General features: G+C 73.5%; 11 protein-coding genes. All 11 read right to left on the reverse strand.

What is annotated here, in order from left to right:
• On the reverse strand, window positions 1–373 hold a 373-nt coding region (locus GA0070216_RS15615; RefSeq protein WP_141723104.1), incomplete at its 3' end, for a chorismate synthase.
• Between the two features lie 99 nt (window positions 374–472).
• On the reverse strand, window positions 473–1360 hold the full coding sequence (locus GA0070216_RS15620; RefSeq protein ID WP_091246306.1) for a sulfotransferase family protein: 888 nt from the start codon (window positions 1358–1360) through the stop codon (window positions 473–475).
• A 13-nt stretch (window positions 1361–1373) separates the two neighbouring features.
• Window positions 1374–3002 carry a lipopolysaccharide biosynthesis protein gene (locus GA0070216_RS15625; protein WP_091246309.1) on the reverse strand — a complete coding sequence of 543 codons (1629 nt, stop codon included), beginning with the start codon at window positions 3000–3002 and terminating at the stop codon, window positions 1374–1376.
• On the reverse strand, window positions 2999–5131 hold the full coding sequence (locus tag GA0070216_RS34560; protein ID WP_176738981.1) for a hypothetical protein: 2133 nt from the start codon (window positions 5129–5131) through the stop codon (window positions 2999–3001). Before GA0070216_RS34560 ends, GA0070216_RS15625 begins: the two co-directional genes overlap by 4 nt.
• Complete coding sequence (locus GA0070216_RS15635) at window positions 5124–6056, reverse strand: glycosyltransferase family 2 protein (RefSeq protein WP_091246311.1); 933 nt, start codon at window positions 6054–6056, stop codon at window positions 5124–5126. Before GA0070216_RS15635 ends, GA0070216_RS34560 begins: the two co-directional genes overlap by 8 nt.
• Window positions 6049–7695: a GumC domain-containing protein gene (locus GA0070216_RS15640; protein WP_091246313.1), complete on the reverse strand. Its 1647-nt coding sequence runs from the start codon at window positions 7693–7695 to the stop codon at window positions 6049–6051. The genes GA0070216_RS15635 and GA0070216_RS15640 overlap by 8 nt, the downstream gene beginning before the upstream one ends.
• A 191-nt stretch (window positions 7696–7886) precedes the next feature.
• Window positions 7887–9893, reverse strand: a complete 2007-nt coding sequence (locus tag GA0070216_RS15645; RefSeq protein WP_091246835.1) for a delta-60 repeat domain-containing protein — start codon at window positions 9891–9893, stop codon at window positions 7887–7889.
• Between the two features lie 134 nt (window positions 9894–10027).
• The gene (locus GA0070216_RS15650) at window positions 10028–10972 is read right to left on the reverse strand and encodes a glycosyltransferase (protein ID WP_091246316.1); all 945 of its coding nucleotides are present in this window, start codon (window positions 10970–10972) and stop codon (window positions 10028–10030) included.
• A 90-nt stretch (window positions 10973–11062) separates the two neighbouring features.
• Complete coding sequence (locus tag GA0070216_RS15655) at window positions 11063–11902, reverse strand: phosphatase PAP2 family protein (protein ID WP_091246318.1); 840 nt, start codon at window positions 11900–11902, stop codon at window positions 11063–11065.
• 318 nt (window positions 11903–12220) lie between these two features.
• The gene (locus GA0070216_RS15660; RefSeq protein WP_091246320.1) at window positions 12221–13456 is read right to left on the reverse strand and encodes a hypothetical protein; all 1236 of its coding nucleotides are present in this window, start codon (window positions 13454–13456) and stop codon (window positions 12221–12223) included.
• Window positions 13457–13571: 115 nt separating this feature from the next.
• Window positions 13572–15077, reverse strand: a complete 1506-nt coding sequence (locus GA0070216_RS15665) for a glycoside hydrolase family 16 protein (protein ID WP_091246323.1) — start codon at window positions 15075–15077, stop codon at window positions 13572–13574.
• Window positions 15078–15305 lie beyond the last annotated feature (228 nt).

Consider the following 15305-nt stretch of genomic DNA (forward strand, 5'->3'; position numbering starts at 1 on the left):
CGTACTTCTGCATGCCGGCCAGGTCGGCGTGGCCGGGCCGGGGACGCGTCAACGGCGCGTTCCGGGCCTGACTCGCCAACTCGTCCGGATCGACCGGGTCAGCGGCCATCACCGTCTGCCACTTCGGCCACTCCGAGTTGCCCACCCGGATCGCGACCGGGCTGCCCAGGGTGACGCCGTGTCGCAGACCACCGACGACCTCGACCTCATCCTGCTCGAACGCCATCCGCGCACCCCGGCCGTAACCCAACCGACGACGCGACAACTCACCCGCGATGTCACCGGTGGTCACCGCCACCCCGGCGGGAACCCCCTCCAACAACGCCACCAGAGCCGGACCATGCGATTCACCTGCAGTCAGCCAACGCAACACGACGGTCAGTCTGTCACGCCCGGTGCTGGCGTCGGCACCCTGTCCGGCCCGTCCCGCCCTGCGGACGGCGAGGTGCGCCGGGCGGGCCACCGGCAGGGCTCACGACCAGTCGAAGCGCATTCCCAGCCGCTGCGAAAGCGCCGCGTTGTGCGGGGCGAAGTGCGCGCTCAGCTCGTCCCGTACCTGCTCCGGCATGGCGCTGCTGCGCCGGTGGTTGTGCGCCTCGTACGCCGCGAGTTGGTGCGGAGGCAGGCCGAGGAAGTCCAGCACCCGGGCGTACGTGGCGGCCGGCTCGGCGTACAGCGTCTCGCTGGGCAGGATCAACAGCTGGGCGGGGTCGAAGCGGTCCAGCCACGGCGTCAGGTGCTCCAGGTAGCGGCCCCGGGCCCGGTAGGTGTACCAGTCGTACGCGTCGCTGAAGTACGTCGGGTCGGCGATCAGTTTCTCCCGCTCCCCCGCCGTCCGCTCCTCCTCCCGGGCCAGCGCCTCGGCGAAGTCCAGCGGCTCCTTCCCCTCGGTGCGCCGCTCCTTCCAGTGCGAGTACGCCCGCTCGACCGGATCGCGGAGCAGGAAGATCAACCGGACGTCCGGCAGCAGCTCGGCGACCCGTTGCGCGGCGAGCGGGTGGAACATGTACAGCGGCGCCGCCTCACCGACGCGGACCGGCCCGCCGTGCCGGCGTTCCAGCGCCCGGCGGTGCCGCAGCGTCGGGAAGTGCGAGCGGTACCACGCCTCGCCCCGTCCCCAGTTCTCCTCGAAGTAGTGCGAGGTCTTGGTGTTCCACGCCGGGAAGAGGCGGGGCACCAGGGGGTGCGCCAGCAGGTAACGCCAGAGCGAGGTGGTGCCGCCCCGCTTGGTGCCGGTGATCAAAAAGTCCGGCAACGGCCGGCGGTCGCTGGTCCGTTCGCCGTACCGCACCAGCGAGCTGCGCACCTGGTGGGTGACCTGGTGCGGGACCACACCCTTGAGGCGGTCGCGGATCGTCATCGTCTCCCTTTCGTCACGCCGGTCTCGGCCTGAGCATCGTCACGGCGGCCCGGACGGTACCCCGGACCCGCCGGTCCAGCAGCAGCCCGGCGGCGACGACCGCCAGCACCACCAGGGCCAGCGCCAGGCCGGCCACGCCCCGGCCGGCGACCAGCGCGCTGAGCACCGCCACCACGGCCGCGCCGCCGCCGGCCCCGACCGCCGCCCAACCCACCGAGCGGGTGAGCAGCGGCTCACCGATCGCCACCCGGGCGGCCACCGCGGCCAGCACGTTCTCCGCGACCACCCCGGCCGTCCAGGCGCACGCCGCGCCGAGCGCGCCGTGCTCGGGGATGAGCAGGAAACCCAGGCCGACGGTGAGCGTCAGCCCGACCACGGTGGCCTGGAGGTGCCGGGCGCTGTTGCCGCTCATCAGCAGCATCGTCTGCACGATGCCCACCCCGGAGTTGACCAGCATCGCCCCGGCCAGCACCGCCAGCGGGGTGGCGCCGGCGGTGAACCCGTCGCCGAAGAGGCTGAGGAACCCGGGCGCGAACACCGCCAGGAGCAGGTAGGCGGGCCAGGAGAGCAGGATGATCACGACGGTGACCCGCCGGTATACAAGCGCCGCGTCGGCGGTGCGCCCCTGCCCGAGCAACCGGGACAGCTGGGGCGCGACGGCCACCCGCAGCCCCTGCATGATCAGCAGCCCGGCCAGGGCGTACCGGCCGACCGCGCCGAAGACACCGGACTCGTCCGCACCGGCCAGGGCCGAGGTAAGCAGCACCCCGACCCACATGCTGCTGGCGTCGATGGCCGCCGACACCGCCCGGGGCAGCGCAAAGCCCCAGAGGGTACGCCAGTCCGCGCCGTCCGGCCGCAGCCGCGCCCCCGCGAACACCCCGAGTGGCCGCAGCAGCAGGACGACGGCGGCGACCACGGCCAGCGCCACCGGCAACAGCCAGCCGCCGAACCCGACCGCCACCCCGGCACCGGTGGCGACCGTCGCCAGCAGCAGCACGGGTCGGGCCAACGGCACCAGCACGTACTGGATGCCGACCACGGCGGTCACCGGGCGGACCGCCCGGACGGCGGCGAGCAGCACGGTCATCGCCACGGTGACCGGCAGCGCGAGGAAGGCCAGCCGCAGCAGCGTCGGCCCATCGGACCGCTCGAAGAAGACCGGGGCGAGCCGGTCGGCGGTGAGCGCGCCCACCGCCGCCACGATCGCGGTCAGCAGCAGGACCGGCAGCAACGCGACCGGCAGCAGCCGGGCGGCGTCGCCGTCGACCCCGATCCGACGTCGGGGCAGGGCCCAGACCAGCGCGGTGTCCGCACCGGCGCAACAGATCGCGCCCAGGATGGAGACCACGCCGATGGCGGTGAACAGCGCGCCGGAGCCGTCGGTGCCGAAGCCGCGCACGATGACCACGGTGAGCAGGAAGCCCAACGCGCCGTTGACCGCCGCGCCGACCAGCCCCACCGCGCCGCTGCGGGCGCTGCGGCGTACCTCCCCGGCACCGCTCGCCGCATCGGGGGTGCCGGCCGCCGTCGCCCCGGCCGACGGGTCCGCCCCGGCCGGCACGTCGGTCGGGGCTGCCCGGCGGTCGACCTGCCGGGGAATCGCGGGAGTGGTCCCGGTGCCGGTTCCCGGTTGGCTCATGTCCGTTCCCTGCCGTCCTCGGTGCCGGTCTGGTCTTCGGTCCGGGTGGTGGGCCGGGCCGGTGGGGTGGCCCCGCCGGGCCGGGCCGGCTGCACCACGGTCGGTGCGTCCACCCCGCCGCCCGGACGGGGACCACCGACCGACGCCGGGGATGCCCCCGAAGCCGGGGCCGGGGGTGGAACCGGGGGCCTGGCCGGGGTGGAAGCTGGGGACCCGGCCGGGGTGGAAGCCGGGGGCTCGGCCGCAGCCCGGGGGGAAGCCGGTGCCGGGTGCGGCGCAGGGCCGGGGGTCGGAGTGGCAGCCGGGGTCGGTGCCTGAGCCGGAACCGGGAGCCAGGTCGGGGCCGGGGTCGACGCAGGTGCGGAGGCCGAGGCGGGGGTCGGGACCGCATCCGAAGCGGGAGCCGGAACCGGGGGCCAGGTCGGGGCCGGGCCCGACGCACGTGCGGAGGTCGGGGTGGGAGCCGGGACCGGCGGCCAGGCTGGGGCCGGGGTCGACGCAGGTGCGGAGGTCGGAGTGGGGGTCGGCGCGGGAGCCGGGGTCGGCACCGGAGCCGAGGGGCGGGACGGGATCGGAGCCGAGGGTGGGATCGCGCCCGGGGATACGGGCGGAGCCGGCGGTGCAGCGGTGGCCGAGGCCCCGGTGGGCGCGGTGGGCGCGGTGGGGACGCTGGCGGTGGCCCTGCTGCGCGGGGCCGGGGCCGGGACGATGCCGGTGGCGCTGGTGGGCAGGGTCGGGACGGTGGCCGACGCCCTGGTCGGCACGGATGCCGTCCCGGTGGCCGCTGCCGGTGGGCCGACGCCCACCGGCGTCGCACGGGGCTCACGGGGCTCGGTGACGACTCCCGGCGCGAGGGTCACCGGGCGGTTCACCGGCCCGCTGACCGCCGCCAGCCCGGCCCCGACCGCGAAGAAGATGACCGACATGTTCGGGTCGATGTAGGCGTACACCGGGATCACCACCAGGGCGATCACCGGGATGGTGCTCAGCCACTGCCCGGCCGGGGAGACCGCGCCGGCCAGCCGCCTGGCGATCAGCACCAGCCAGGCCAGGAAGGCGACCAGGGCCGGGATGCCGTGGCTGTAGAGCACCTGCCAGATCATGCCCTGGGTGCCCAGCGGCTCCTCGGCGAGCGTGGTGTCGACACTGTTGGGCGCGCCGTACCCGAGCAGCGGCGAGCGTTCGACCGCCTGGAGGGTACGCACGTAGAGGTCCATCCGGTCGACGTTGGTGTCGGTGCTGCTGACCCGGTTGTCGATCAACTCCTGCACCGGCACCACCAGGCTGACCACCCAGACCAGCAGCACCAGCCCGCCGATCGAGGCGATCAGCTTGGCGTTGCCCCGGACCAGCGCCCGCAGGCCCAGGTAGGTCAGCCCCACGCCGAGGCCGAGGAACATGCCCCGGTTGAGGGTCATGAACGCGGGCACCATCGACAGCGGCAGGGACACCAGCAGCGCCACCCGGAACTTGCCGGTACGCACCGACGTCAGGTACGCCAGCACACACGGCACCAGCAGCGCGTACGCCGTACCCCAGTTGTTGGTGTACGGGTAGGGCGCGGCGGTCCGGTAGATCGGGGCGCGCGAGACCGGGTTGAACTCGTTGGCCCGTACGTGGGTCAACGCCTGGATGAACCGTTCCCCCGACATGCTGCCCGGCAGCACCAGCTCCACCGGGGTGGTGAGCTGGAAGCGGGGTGCCAGCACCGCCAACCAGCCCAGGGCCACCACGCCCAGCCAGTACCAGCCGAGCGGGCGGAGCACCTGTGCCCAGGGGACGCCGTCGCGGACCAGGTTGTAGACGTACACGCAGACGATCAGGGCGGTCACCATGAAGCCGAGCCGCAACCCGGAGGTGAGATAGGCGGTGGCCCGGTCCAGCCGGGTGAAGCTGAGCAGCACCAGCGCCAACAGCACCAGCCAGCAGGCCGTGCCGGCGGGCAGCGCCACCCGGCCCCGGGTGACCATCAGGCCCAGCAGCACCAAGCCGAACGCCGACCAGCCGAGGTAGAAGCCGCCGAGCGCCCACCAGAGCGGCATCAGCCCGAACATGGCCAGCAGCGGCCAGGTGGGCAGCGGCGGCAGCCCGGACGGCGTCGTGCCGACCCGGCGCCGCCGGTCAGACACCCCGCCCCCGACGCTGGGCCAGCCGGAGGACCCGCTCCCCGGAAAGCAGCCCGAGCACCACCGGGACGGTCACCAGCACCCGCTTCTCCCGGGGGTTGAGCCGGACCACCCGGCCGAGTTCCCGTACCGCCTCCCGCCGCCGCCGACCGGAGGCGAGCGCGAAGGCGATCTGGCCGTGCAGCCGGGCCAGGCCGGTCCGGCTGCCCGCCAGCTCGGGGTGCTTGTCCAGCAGGTAGCGGGTGGCCTCGACGATGGTCGCCCAGCGGCCGAAGAAGAACGAGCCGCCGTGCCAGTCGACCACCACCAGCACCTCGGGCACGATCACCACCGGGCCGTGCGCGGCGATCCGCAGCAGCCACTCGTAGTCCTCGCCGTAGCCGCCGGGCAGGTCCTCGTCGACCGGGCCGATGGCGTCCCAGGTGGAGCGGCGGATCAGGATGGTGCTGGAGTGCACCTCCATGATCCGGTCCTCGACGAAATCGGACAGGGCGACCTCGGCCCGGTCGAGCTGCCGCTCCTTGGCGATGCCCGGACCCTCCAGCCGGATGCCGCAGCTCGCGGCGGCGGCGTCGGGGCGCTGCGCCAGCAGCTCGACCTGCCGGCGCAGCTTCGCCGGCAGCCAGAAGTCGTCGTCGTCGCAGAACGCGATCAGCGCGGCGCCGGCCTCGTCGGCGCCGGTGTTGCGACCGCCGGGCAGGCCCTGCCGGTGGGCGTTGTGGACGTAGCGCAGGCTGCGGCCGGCCGGGACGTCCACGGCCAGCTCGCGCAGGTCGGTGTGGTCGTAGACCACGACGCACTCCACCGGACCCGGGTAGTCCTGGTCGAGCACGGCGCCCACGGCCCGTTCCAGCAGTCCGGGCCGGTCCCGGGTGGCGATCACCACGGTCACCGGCGGGTGCTGCGGGCCGGCCGTCGACTCAGTCACGCTTCTCCCCCGTCACCACGAATCCGACCGGCTCGACGCCCACCGCACGCAGCCGTTCCACCAGTTGGGTCAGCCGGCCGGTGCGGGTCTTGTCCCGGGCGGCGACCAGCACGGCCCGACCCTCCCGGGCGGCCCGCACGCCCCGCTCGTCGTGCAGGGCGGGCGGCGCGTCCATCACGGTGACGCCGTCGCCCGTCGGGGCGTCCAGCGGGACCAGGTGCACCGCGCCGGCCCCGATGCGCAGTTCCTCACCGTCGACGGTGGGGGTCTCCTTGGGCAGCACCCGGGGGATGATCTCGGTCTTGTCCGCCGACGTGGTGGTGGACCGGTAGACCCCGCCGTTCTTCGGGTCCTCGGTGGGGAACGGCCGGGGCTTGCGGACCGGCTGGATGATCATGGTGTCCTCCGGGTTGCCCATCGGGGCGGCGGCCGGCGCCGGTGCCGGTGCCGGGACGACGCTGGGCGCCGGACGCGGGCGGGGCACCCGGGGGCGGGTCGGCTCGGTCGCCGGGTGCCGGCGCTGGGCGTCCTGGAGCAACGGCCGGATCCGGTCCCGGCTCTCCGGGGCCACCCCGAGCCGCACCTCGTGCCCGCCCTGGGCGAGCGCAGCGGCGATCCCGGCGGTGACCTGCTCGCGCCGCTCGTCACCGGCGCTGGAGAGCAGCACCAGCGGCAGCGGTTTCGGCCCGTCCACCCAACGGCTCAGGGCCAGCACCAGGTAGCGCAGGTCGGTGTCGGAGAGCCGGCCGGACCGGTCCCGCCCGACGGTCCCCAGCAGGGGTGCGCCGACCAGCGCGGACACCTCGTCGGCGGTGCGTACCCGACGGTCCATGGACTCCCGGATGAAGGCGACCAACCCGCCGACCAGCAGCCCGCCGAGCAGTCCGGCGACCAGGATCAGCGGGGCGGCGTCCCGGCTCGACGGGACGGGGGCCCGCGCGGCGCTGGTGACCGAACCGGGGCTGAGGTCTGCCGAGCCGATCTTGGAACGCTGCTCGGCGAGGGTCGCGAGCTGGTCGTTGAGCGCCCGCAGCTGGTCCAACAGGGCGCTGGTGCGCGGCGACGGGCTGGAGGAGTTCTGGTTGGCCGGCAACGACCGCTGGGTGGTGGTGCGCTGGCTGGTGACCAGGGCGATCGTGTCGTCGTACGACTTGAGCACGGCGGCACGCTGGTTCTCGTACATCCCCTTGCGCAGTTCGAGGTACGCCTCGGCGGCGCCGTTCGCGCCGTCCACCGCCTCGGCCTCGCTGTGCCCGGAGTAGCTGAACCGCATCACCTGGCCGCCGACCGGGGTCTCCACGGTGAGCGCGTCGGCCACGCCGGTGGTGTCCCGGCCGGTGATCGAGGCGACCTTGTCGATCACCCCGTTGCTGGTGGCGATCCCGCTCTCGGCGGTCATGTTGACCGCCCGGTCGGCACCGCCGGAGGGCACCGAGAACGGGTCGGTGACCACCGGACGGACCACCACCGCCGTGGTGGCGGTGTAGGTGGCGGGGAAGAACAGCAGGTAGGCGGCCACCAGCAACAGCACCAACCCGGTGGCGGCGAGCACCGTGCGCCACCGCCGCACCGGGATACGGGCCAACTCGGCCAGGCCGACCGGGCGCTGCCGGGCGGGAGTGACGTCGGTCACGTCCATCAGTCAGTCCTCTTGCGGTGAGGGGGGCGGGCAGGTCGGCGCGGGCCGGACGTCGGCCCCGGTGCGAGCCGCTGGTCGTCCCATTGTCGCCGACCGTTCACCTGTGGTCGACAGCCGACCGGGTCCCCTGCGCCACGGGCGGTCCGCCGGTGCCTCGGGGACACCGGCGGACCGCCCGTACCAAAGGTGGGTCAGGAGGTGGCGAAGAACAGCGTCTTGCTCGACCAGTCCACGCCGGCGCTGGCCGGCGCGATCTCGACCGAGGCGGCGCCGTCGACGGCGACCTCGTCGAACGGCACGGCCCGCAGCGAGCCGTCGGTGTTGCCGTAGACGATCTTGCCGTTGACCCAGGCCAGCCCGCGCACGTTGCCCCAGTTCAGGCCCACGCTGGGCAGGGTGAACTCGGAGCAGCCCACGATGTAGCCGTCCGGCTCCAGGTAGCGGTAGAACAACTTGTTGGTGCCGGCCTTGGTGTAGTACATCCGACCGTCGAGGAAGAACGCCCCCGCCATCGTCGCCGGGTTGAACCAGTCGTTGTAGCCGCTGCCGACCCAGGGGGCGCCCACCGAGCCGCCGGTGAGCATCGACACACCCAGGTAGCTGCCGCCGGGGGCAGCCGCGTCGGTCTTGGACCAGTAGAGCTTGTTGCCGACCGAGAAGGACGCGCCGGCCGAGGTGAGGTTCGCCTGCGCGCTGCTCGCCGGCGTACCCAGCGTGCTGCCGTTGAACGGCACCTTGGTGGTCTGACCGTTGCCGGTGCCGACGTACAGGTAACCGGACGACGCCGTCGGCGCGTTGGTCGCCGCGACGGTACGGCCACCGGCGAGCGGGAACAGGCCCATCCGGCCGTGGTACTCGTTGCCCACGCCGTCGGAGTCGAAGCCGGCCAGCAGGCCGTTGCTGCCCCGCCACAGCTCCCACATGATCGGACCCCAGGTGGTGGTGCCCGCCGGGGCGCCCGACCGGGTCGGGTTCCAGACCAGCGGCAGGCCGTTGATCGGGTCCAGCGCGCCCAGGCCGAACCGGTTGATCGCGCCGCTGCCGGCCGAGTCGTTGCCGTTGGCGTTGCTCAGCCACCGGAAGTGACCGCCGACATAGACCACGTTGTCGGCCACCTCGACGGAGGTCACCGAGTCGGTGCCGGTGTAGTTGACCCAGGTGGCGTCCAGGGCGGTGCCCCGGTCGGCGGTCTCGAACCGGGCGATCGCGTCGCAGTACGCCCCGTCGCCCCGGCCACCGTCCGCGATGATCACGAAGTACGTGCCGTCGTCGGAGAAGTCGACGTCCCGGGCGTAGAACGGGAACGAGCCGCTGTAGCAGGGCGCCACGTAGCGCTGGGTGCTCCAGTTGGCGACCGCCGGGGTGCCGTTCAGGTCGACGACCACCACCTGGTTGCGGGGCTCGCCGTTGACCTCGGTGAAGTTGCCCACCGCGACCAGGGTCTTGCCGTCGGGGGCGACGGCGAGGCCCCAGACCAGCTCGCTGCTGGCCCGGGCGACGCTGGCGTCGATCTGGAAGCTCGGGTCGATCGCGCCGGTGGTCGCGTCGAGCCGGGCCAGCAGCGAGTGCTCGGTGCCGTTGACCCAGTGGAACGCGCCCGCGATGTAGAGCTTGTTGCCCACCACGACGGTCCGGCGGACCAGGCCGCCGTCACTGCGGCCGACCCAGCCGGTGATCGTCGCGCCGGTGGCCGGGTCCAACTGGACGAGGTTCTTGCGGCTGACCCCGTTGACGTTCTTGAACGCGCCGCCGACGATCAGCTTGCCGTCCGGGCTCGCCGCGAGGGCGTGCACCGCGCCGTCCAGCGTCGGGGTGAAGTCGGCCTTCAGCACGCCGCTGGCCCGGTCGTAGGCGAACAGGTAGTTGCGGGAGGTCCAGCTCGTGCCCCCGGCGGCCTTGACCGAGGTGAAGGAGCCACCCACGTAGACCGTGTTCCCGATCTCGGCGAACGCCTTGGTGTCACCGTCCTGCGCGTGCGGAATATTGTCCGCCGGGTTCGCCGACGTGAGGGTGCTGGTTACCGGGGTGAGGTCCGCCGCACGGGCGGGCGCGGCCAGCAGGCCGACCGCGAGCACCGGTACGGCGAGTGCGGCGAACCACCGCCGCCGCACCGGTCGAGACGTTCTGTGAAGCACTGGCGCCCCCAAAAATGAAGTGAGATCCCGCGTAGCTTGCTCTGCACGGACATTTCGCACCATCGACCGACCGGTCCGCTCGACCACCGGCTCGGCCCGGTCCTGTCGTACGGGTCGCGTCCGGACGACCCACGGAGGACGAGGATTCCGCATCGACCGGCGCAACCCGCCACCGGGCTGCCCGGTCCCGGCCGGCCTCATGCCGGCTGCTCCCACCGGAACGGCGGGACCGTTCCGGTGGTGGTGACCGTCCAGGACGCCGCACGGGCCAGGTCGTCGGCCGTGACGGCGTCGGCCTCCCGGGCCAGCACCAGTCCCCGCCGGTCGAGTTCCCGGGCCATCTCGACCTGGTGGTCGTCGACGTGTTCGCCGTGCCTGGCCCGGCGCGGCACATAGACGGCACGGCGGCCGGCCCGCATCGCGGCCAGCGCCGAACCCACCCCGGCGTGGGTGACGATCACGTCGGCCTCCCGCATCGCCTGCTGCATCTCGGCGTGCGGCACCTGCCGGCGGGCCCCGGCCGGCATCCGGGGGATGCGGGTCGACCCCACCTGCCAGAGCACCTCCGCCTCGGGGGGCACCACGTCGACCAGGCGTTGCAGCAGGCGCGGAAAGCCGAAGCGGTCCTGGGTGCCGAGGGTCACCACGATCCTGGTGACCGGGCGCGGGGTGGCGGGTGCGGGCAGGTAACCGTCGAAGATGGACCCGCCGTAGCGCCAGCGGCCGTCCGCCCAACCCGGGTACTGGGTGTAGAGCCGGGTCCGGGGCACCCGGGCGACCAGCCGACCGGTCAGCGACGGGCCCTCGGTCCGGGTGGCGCTCTCGATGTAGTGGCAGTCCAGGCCGTGCCGGACGGCGGGCAGGAAGAACGACATGGCGACGCTGGCGCCGGTGCTGATCACCCGACGGAACCGTCCGCCGCAGAGCACCCGGCGGGCGGCCAGCAGGTCGCGCAGCGCACCCACCGGGTCCCGGGTGGTGGCCGGCGGCACGTGGATGACCTCGTGCCCGTCGAGCAGCGACCGGCTCTGCGGGGAGTCGAACGTCGCCCAGACGCAGTCGTCCTGCACCCCGAGCCGGGGCAGCAGGTCATGCAGCTCGGCGAGGTGCCCACCGGTGGAGGCGACGAGGAGGGTGGTCACGTCGGTGGCCCAACTTCCGTTCGAGGAGTGGTGGGGGCCGGGTCCGTCGTGGCGCGGGGAGGGGTCGCGCCGGTCCGGACGGGGAGGGGGTCAGGTACTGGTGGTCAGCCGGTCGTCGCTGCTCGGTGCCGGGTCGACCGGCGTCCTCGGCGGGCGGACCCGGCCGTCGGCGACCAGCACGGCGAGCACCATCACGCCGGTCAGCAGGGTGCCGAAGAACCAGCCGCCGAAGACGTCGGTGAGCCAGTGTTTCTCGGCGTAGATGCGGGTGTAGCCCTCCACCGTGACCAGCACCGCCAGGGCGGTGACCAGGCCGATCAGCACCCGACGCGGAATCCGCCAGGTCAGCGCGGCCAGCACCAGGATGGTGCCGAAGGTCATCAGCACCCGGCCGCAGCCGCCGGAGGGGTAGGTGCCCAGGTCGGTCGGCGGGTGGCCACGGTCGACGACCTTCGCCAGGATCGTCTGGGTGTACTGCTCGACGACGAACTGCAACGGCATCGCCACCAGCGGAATCCACCAGCGGCGGCGACGCCAGGCGATGGCGAAGCCGATCGCGGCCACCGCGGTCACCCACTTGAGCGGGTAGCGGTCACCGATCGGGGAGATGAACAGGTTGATGTCCTCCCAGAAGCCGACCCGGCGGGCGTGCACGTAGTCGAAGACCGGGTGGTCGACGTGGGGTTCGAGCCGGGAGATCGCCTCACCGAGCGGCCAGCAGACGACGACGACCGCCGCCGCACCGGCCAGCAGCACCACCAGGGCCGCACCGACCCGGCCGAACGCGGCGGTCAGCCCGGCGAGGGCGACCCGCACCCGTTCGGCCGTCCGGCCGGTGTCGACGGCCGACGCCCACCGGGCCGCCAGCACCGGAACGGTCGCCAGGGGCACCAGCACGGCCAGCACGGCCAGCACATAGACGATGGTCATCTCGGGTCACCGCCGCCCGAACGGTCGGTGGCCGGGGCGCAGGACACCCCGAGCTGATTGACGCGTGACGATCCCATCGTGCTCCCTGATTGTGCCAGCCATCGACCGGGCCTCCCCACACCCCGCGCCCCGGACGAGGTCCCCACGCCGTCCCGGGCCGGACCGACCACGCCGTCGCCGGCCAGTGGTGATCGAGTGGGGCCACCATAACGGAACGTGAGCCAGCTTCGGTAGCGGCGGTGACGGCAGTGTGGGCTTTTCGCCGTTTTTCCGGTCGGGACCCCGACACTTGTCCCAGTCAGCGGGAGAAACCGCCGGTCAGGGGCGGGGTGAGCCCATCCGGTCGGCGAGCGTGTGCAACAGAGCGGGGTGCAGTTTCGCACTCCAGCCACCCCCGCCGGCCGCCAGTTCCGCCGTCCGCAACCACAGCTCGACGAGATACGCGTCGGCGACCAGCCGACGCCCCGCCGGGTCCAGGCCGAACGCCGGGCCGTGCCGGTCCAGCATCTCCACCATCTCGCCGGTCGCTCCCGCCACGTCCCGGCCACCCAACGACAACGCGCTCTGGAAACCCTGGTGGGCGAGGTCGAACCCGAGCGGGCGGTCGGCGCCGCTGTTCTCCCAGTCCCAGACGATCAACCGGCCCCGGTGGCGGCCGAGGTTCCACGGCACCCAGTCGCCGTGCCAGTGACCGAACTCCACCGGCCGGTCCCCGTCGCGGTCGGCAAGGGCGGCCAGCGCCGCCACCACCGGGCCACCGGCGGTGGCGGCGCGCGCGGTCAGGTCGGCCAGGAACGCCGAACCGCGCAACGGTCGGGACGGCCCCGCAGGGCCACCGCGCCGGGCCACCGCCAGCATCGCGGCCACCTCCGGACGCAGCGGGTGACGCGGCCGGCGCACCCGCGCCGGCATCGGCTCGACCAGGGTCACCGCCAGGTCACCCCAGCTCACCTCGTCCAGCAGCCGGGGCACGTCCGGGAAGTCACCGCCGTCGCGGGGCAACTCCCGCAGCGCGGCGGCCTCCGCGCGGACCATCGCCCGGGTCGCGTCGTTCCACCCGATCTTCGCGTACGCCCGCGCGGCGCCCCGGTCGTCGAAGAGCTGCAACGTCGGCTTGTGGTGCGGGTCCGGTGGACGGATGCCGATCGCGGCGTGCAGCGTCCGGCCCGCCAGCCGGCCCAGGTGCCCGGCGAGCAGCAGGTCGGCCGGATCGACGTCGGTGGGCACCGCCACGGTCAGCACCGGCATCCGGGCCAGCCCGGTCAGCCCGAGGCCGGCCAGCACGCCGACCGCCAGCCGGTTGGCCCGCACCCGGGGCGGGCGCAGCGCGTTGTACGCCAGGGTCGACGCCGCGCCGATCCGGCGGGAGGCCAGCGGGAGCAGGAACCTGGCCCGCTCGACCGAGGGCACCACGGCGTACCGGACGGCCGGGCGGTGGGTGGCGGGCACCGGGTCGGGCGGGCTGCCGAGCCAGAGCCGGGGGTCACCGAAGATGGCCCGGGTCACCCAGCCCAGGCCGTCCTGCCGGGTCCGTGGGTCCGTCGCCACCGTCATGCCCTCCCCCTGTCCCGCCCGACCGCCGCGCGCTGGCGGACACGATAGGGGCAGCGCACAAGCAACCGCCCGGCGGGCCGGAGCCCACCGGGCGGCGTACGGTGCCGGGTCCGGCTCAGCGTTGCCAGACGCGGACGTAGTCGACCCGGAAGTCGGCCGGGAACCGGGTGGCCGCGTCGGGGTCGCCCAGCCAGCCGCCGACCTGGAAGTTCAGCCGCAGGTTGAACGGCTTGTTGAAGGCCTCGTCGAACCACGGGGTGGTGCTGCGGTCGCGCTGCCAGACCTGCCGGCCGTCGATGTACCAGCGGATCACCCCCGGCTCCCACTCCGTGGTGTACGTGTGGAAGCCGTCCCCCGGGTAACCGGTCGGGAAGTCCCAGCGCTGGTCCTGCTTGACCGGCGTGTAGTCGTAGAAGATCGCCTGGGTGGCGGCCCCGTGCAGGGACGCCCCGCCGGGCAGCTCCACCACGTCGATCTCACCCTTGCCGCCGTCGTCGGGACGCAGCCAGAACGCCGGCCAGAGGCCCTTGGAGTCGGCCGGCCCGTTGGGCGACTTCGCCCGCATCTCGAACCGACCGTAGGTGAACGACGCCTTGCCGATGGTGTCCAGGTAACTCTGGGTGTACTGCCGGGTCTGCGAGCTGCACACCGCGGTCTCCCGCTGGGCCCGCAGGGTCAGCACGCCGTCGGCGACGAAGGTGTTGTCCGCGTCGTCGACGTTGCATCCCCGGTCGATGTCGCGGCCCTCGTTGTCGCGCAGGTTCCACCGCTTGAGGTCGACGGTGGGCCCGGTGAACTCGTCGGACCAGACCAGCCGCCAGCCGGGCACGTCCGTGCCGGGGCGGACCGTCGGCGTCGGGCGGGGCGCGGCCGTGGTCGGCGCGGGCGGGCTGACCGTCCGGGTCGGCGACGGCGCCACCGTCGGCGTCGGCGTGGGCGTCGGGGCCGCGGTGGTCGGCGGGGCCGCGGTGGCCGGTGGCCGGGTCGGCGGCCGGCTGCCCCGCTGGTAGGTCACCACCAGGCTCGGCCGGATGGCGGTCTTCGTGTTCTCCCGGGACGCCCAGTAGATCCGGGTGTTCCAGTTCTCCTGGGTCAACGCGAAGGTGACCTGGCCGTTGCCGCTGACCGCACCGGAGACGTCCCACTCGTTGTAACCCTGGGCGACCCGGTCGACGGCGGCCAGCTCCGGTCCGAGGACGGGCCGCTCGTGCCATGCGCCGGTCCCGACGGCGGTGCCCCGGGCGGCGTGGGCCCGGACCCGGGAGGAGAACTGCTGCCACGCGTACACCCGCAGGGACGCCTTGACCTTGACCGCGTCGGCGGGCAGGCCGCGCACCTGGAACTCCAGCACCGCGTCGCGCTGGCCGACACGGTTGCCGTCGCAGAGCTGCGGGCAGCTGGCCAGGGTGGTCTTGGACCCGTTGTCGCCGTCCTGCGGGACCTGGGTGGCCGTGGTGTCCGCGACGGCGGAGAGCACGATCGGCGGCACCTCGGCGGCGATCAGCGGCATCATCGTGGCCGTGATGCCGGCGACTGCGGTGACGCTCAGGACACTGAGGACGACCGCCTTGCGTCGGCCACTGATGGCCGGAAGGGCGCGGTGGATTCCGTGCCTGCTCAAGGAACTCTCCCCGGATGGGCGACGATTACCGGCAGCAGCGTATCGACCACAGGTGGATATGGCGGGGGTGAAATCGCAGTGACGACCCGACTTAACCAAAGAATAAGGCAGTGGGGGTTGCTTTTCGGCAGGCGAGCCTGCGAATGCCGGCTTCCCGAGGTTACGCCTGATTGACCGGAAAGTCGGCGATGCGGGTCAACGGCGCACCGCAGCGCACGACCGGTGGAT

The organism is Micromonospora matsumotoense, from assembly GCF_900091525.1.
Taxonomy (GTDB): Bacteria; Actinomycetota; Actinomycetes; order Mycobacteriales; family Micromonosporaceae; genus Micromonospora; species Micromonospora matsumotoensis.